Annotated in this window: 4 protein-coding genes; 1 reads left to right on the top strand and 3 read right to left on the bottom strand. The window is 61.4% G+C overall.

What is annotated here, in order from left to right; genetic code table 11:
* Nucleotides 1-520 (bottom strand): hypothetical protein (locus ACIQ39_RS18985; RefSeq protein WP_396436141.1); only part of this gene is annotated, 520 nt, incomplete at its 3' end.
* Nucleotides 521-546: 26 nt separating this feature from the next.
* Nucleotides 547-846 (bottom strand): hypothetical protein, encoded by a 300-nt coding sequence (locus tag ACIQ39_RS18980; protein ID WP_396436142.1) that lies wholly within the window; start codon nucleotides 844-846, stop codon nucleotides 547-549.
* 345 nt (nucleotides 847-1,191) lie between these two features.
* Between ACIQ39_RS18980 and ACIQ39_RS18975 the strand changes: the two genes are divergently transcribed.
* Nucleotides 1,192-2,430 carry an NAD(P)/FAD-dependent oxidoreductase gene (locus ACIQ39_RS18975; RefSeq protein WP_396436140.1) on the top strand — a complete coding sequence of 413 codons (1,239 nt, stop codon included), beginning with the start codon at nucleotides 1,192-1,194 and terminating at the stop codon, nucleotides 2,428-2,430.
* 162 nt (nucleotides 2,431-2,592) lie between these two features.
* On the opposite strand, the gene ACIQ39_RS18970 is transcribed toward ACIQ39_RS18975, so the two are convergent.
* Nucleotides 2,593-3,210, bottom strand: a complete 618-nt coding sequence (locus ACIQ39_RS18970) for a DUF502 domain-containing protein (RefSeq protein ID WP_396436139.1) — start codon at nucleotides 3,208-3,210, stop codon at nucleotides 2,593-2,595.
* Between the last annotated feature and the right edge of the window lie 199 nt (nucleotides 3,211-3,409).

The following is a 3,409-nucleotide window of genomic DNA, read 5'->3' as shown; positions in this document are numbered from 1 at the left end:
TCTGAAAACCCTCGCAAGTGCTTGAATTTATTGGCAGACTGGGCTGCGGAAGGAAGCGTTTCTGGAAAAAGGTGTCGAACTTCTGTTGCCCCGTCATCGCGAGGCACGAAGCGATCTCGAGATTGCCGCGCTTCCCCCGCAAGATTGCCGCGCTTCCCCCGCAAGATTGCCGCGCTTCGCTCGCAATGACACAGGAAACGAAACAATCCACGCACAGGCATGCCAAACACCCAACGGCCAGATCACTGCGCTCATCGCAGAGACAAGCCTTCCCACCAGAGACAAGCCTTCTCACGAGAGACAAGCCTTCCCACCAGAGACAAGCCTTGCCACCAGAGACAGCTTGCCCCGTCATCGCGAGGCACGAAGCGATCTCCAGATTGCCGCGCTTCGCTCGCAAGATTGCCGCGCCTCGCTCGCCATGACACAGGAAACCAAACCATCCACGCGCAGGCATGCCAAGCCACCAAAACAAAACCCGCAAAGCGCGAGCTGTTGCGGGTTGGGCGGGTGCGGCCAAGGTGGCGCACCGGGTGCGGCAAAGTCTCAGGCCATGAACACCGCGATAAAGGCCAGCAAGAAAATCAGCACCGCGCCAGCGGCCGGAATGACCAGGGGAATGTGCTTGACCACGTTTTCCACGGGATCATCGGAAGTGTGCGCGTCGTTGTGATCTGACATGAGGTAGGCCCAAAAAAGAATGGACGCATTGTAGCCAAGTCGGGCGGGCGGGCCGCTGACATGGCGCTGCGACAACCTGTCTGACATCAGGGCATAGGTGGTGCAGGCCCGGCCTATGCCTTGGCCACCGCCGGTTCGGGTCAGGTCGATCCGACCAAAGGCCATGGCCGGTGACCTCCCGGCCCGGTCTTGCTGTCCGCCTGGCTTTGAGCCGCGATCCAGAAAGCACAACCCGTGTTGGCAAAGGGCGGCAGTGCACAGGGGATCACGGCGCTGCGCCAGAGCTGATAAAAAAACAGCCGGGCAGGACAAGAAGCCCAGGCTGAAAAAATGGGCACGCCAGGGGTGCGTCAACTGCATCGGGCCGGAACAAGAAGTCGCCACCAGCCTGCCATTGAGGGGGGCCGGGGGCTGACAAAGTGGCGCCCGTCTCTATACTGAAAGCATGCACAACGCGCCGGGCTTTGCGGGCCTTTATTTATCGACACCGCCAATGCGGTCTCAAACACCATGACCCATGCCATCCTTGTCCTTGGTGCCGGCATGGTCGGCACTTGCACCGCATTGCATTTGCAGCAACGCGGGTTCGATGTGGTGCTGGTGGATCGGCGCGCGCCAGGACAAGAAACGTCCATGGGCAATGCGGGCTTGATTCAGCGCGAAGCGGTCGAGCCCTATGCCTTTCCGCGTGAGCCAGAATTTTTGCTCCATGCTGCTTGGGGTCGAGGCGCCCAAGTCCATTGGCATGCTCAGGGCCTGTGGCAAATGGCCGGGGCTTTGCGGCGTTATTTCAAGCACTCAGGGCCTGCATTGCACGCCCGCGCCACACAGGCCTACAGCCGCTTGATTGCGCACGCCACCCATGAACACGCCGAGCTCATGCGCGCAGCTGGCGCGCAGGCTCTGGCCCGGCAAGAGGGGTTCCGGTTGGTGTTCCGGACCCCTCAGGCCATGGATGCCGCCTTGCACCGCGCGTCGGACCTTCACGACCGTTTTGGTGTGCGCTACCAAGCGCAAAACCCGCATCAATTGGCGCAGGCCGAACCCGGCTTGCGCATGCCGCTGGCAGGCGCGTTGCATTGGCTTGACCCTTGGGCCGTGCACGACCCGGGCGCTTTGGTGCAGCGCTATGCCGATCTTTTGGTGGCGCGGGGTGGGCTTTTGCTGACCGGCGACGCAGGCAGCTTGCAGCCAGAGGGCTTGGGCTGGTCGGTGCAAACCAGCCAGGGGCGCATGCGCGCCGAGCAAGCCGTGCTGGCCTTGGGGCCCTGGGCCGATCGCCTGATTCGGACGCTGGGCTACCGCTTTCCCTTGTTTGTCAAACGGGGTTATCACCAGCATTACCGCCCACCTGTGGGGCTGCGCCAACCCGTACTGGATGCGGAATCTGGCTACGTCTTGGCCCCCATGGTTCGCGGTTTGCGCCTGACCACGGGGGCCGAATTTGCCCCGGTGGATGCGCCTGCGACCCCCGTGCAGCTGACCAAGGCCGAAGCCCTTGCGCGCCAACTTTTGGATCTGGGCGAGGCCTTGCCCGAGCCGCCGTGGTTGGGCTCGCGCCCTTGCACGGCCGACATGCTGCCGGTGATGGGGCCCGCGCCCCGGCACAAAGGGCTGTGGTTCAACTTTGGCCATGCCCACCAGGGCTGCACGCTGGGCCCCGTGGCAGGGCGACTGTTGGCCGAGATGCTGCATGGCCAACGCACCTGGATCGATCCTGCACCCTATTTGCCATCGCGTTTTGATTGAGCCGTTCAGGCGGTGCCGGGCCGGGCGTGTCAGCCTGCGTCTGGCCCACTTTTAGAGGCGCAGCGATGGGCACAAGCCAAGCGCACAGCTGTTCGCGGGTGGGGGCGACAAGGGCATGGCAAAAACGCCAAACGCGTTAGATGCGCAGCTCAAGTTGCAAGCTTAGCGCGTGGCGCTTGGCCCGCCGTCTGAGTGGGTCGGCTTGGTGTTGCCCATCCAGGCCGTCAAGGAAGAGCGCATGGCCTCTTCCACCGACATGTCCAGCACCTGCACCCAATCACGCGGCACAAACACGGTGTAACCACCGATCATGTAGCCCATGGGCAAATACACCGCCACGTGTTGGCGGGTTTGTGCGTCCAGCGGCAAGTCGCTCAAGTTTTGGCGCGTGACCAAACCGATGATCGAGATGTCGCTGCCCGGTTTTTTCAAAAGCACCACTTGTTGTGCATCGCGCTCGTGGGGCGAAAAGTAATCGGCAAAGCTTTTGAGCGACGAGTAAATGCTTTTGACCAAGGGCAAATTGGTGAAGGGCAGCTCCACCCAGCTGAGCATGCGCGTCATGAAGGGCTGCGACACCAAAAAACCCAGCACCAAAATCAAGCCAGTGCCCAGCACAATGCCCAAGCCAGGCAGGTAAAACTCACCGGTGATCGGGCGCAGCACCTGCATGGCCAAACCCTCGACCCAGGTCACAAACAAAAAAAGCACATACACGGTCAAGCCGATGGGCAAAAAGCTGATCAGGCCGCGGAAAAAATAAGCGTAAAGGCGTTTCATGTGCACGATTGTGACCGCTGGCCATAGAGCCCAAACTGGCGGGGAAAAGCGGGTCTGCCCGCCTGCGCTTTAATCCTAGATCCGGCAGTTATTCTGTCATCGTGAGCTGACTTGGTGGATACCAAGGCGGCAGGGGGCGGGTGATTCTCTGCACCACGTAGTCCAAGAACGTCTTCCATCGATCCGCCTGAGGCAACTG

The organism is Limnohabitans sp. (assembly GCF_044361645.1).
GTDB lineage: Bacteria > Pseudomonadota > Gammaproteobacteria > Burkholderiales > Burkholderiaceae_C > Limnohabitans_A.
This window is presented reverse-complemented; position numbering and strand designations above follow the sequence as displayed.

Bases quoted from the DNA above. Each gene is read 5' to 3' on its own strand.
- ACIQ39_RS18970 (WP_396436139.1), bottom strand. From the start codon at position 3,210: ATGAAACGCCTTTACGCTTATTTTTTCCGCGGCCTGATCAGCTTTTTG.
- ACIQ39_RS18980 (WP_396436142.1), bottom strand. From the start codon at position 846: ATGGCCTTTGGTCGGATCGACCTGACCCGAACCGGCGGTGGCCAAGGC.
- ACIQ39_RS18975 (WP_396436140.1), top strand. From the start codon at position 1,192: ATGACCCATGCCATCCTTGTCCTTGGTGCCGGCATGGTCGGCACTTGC.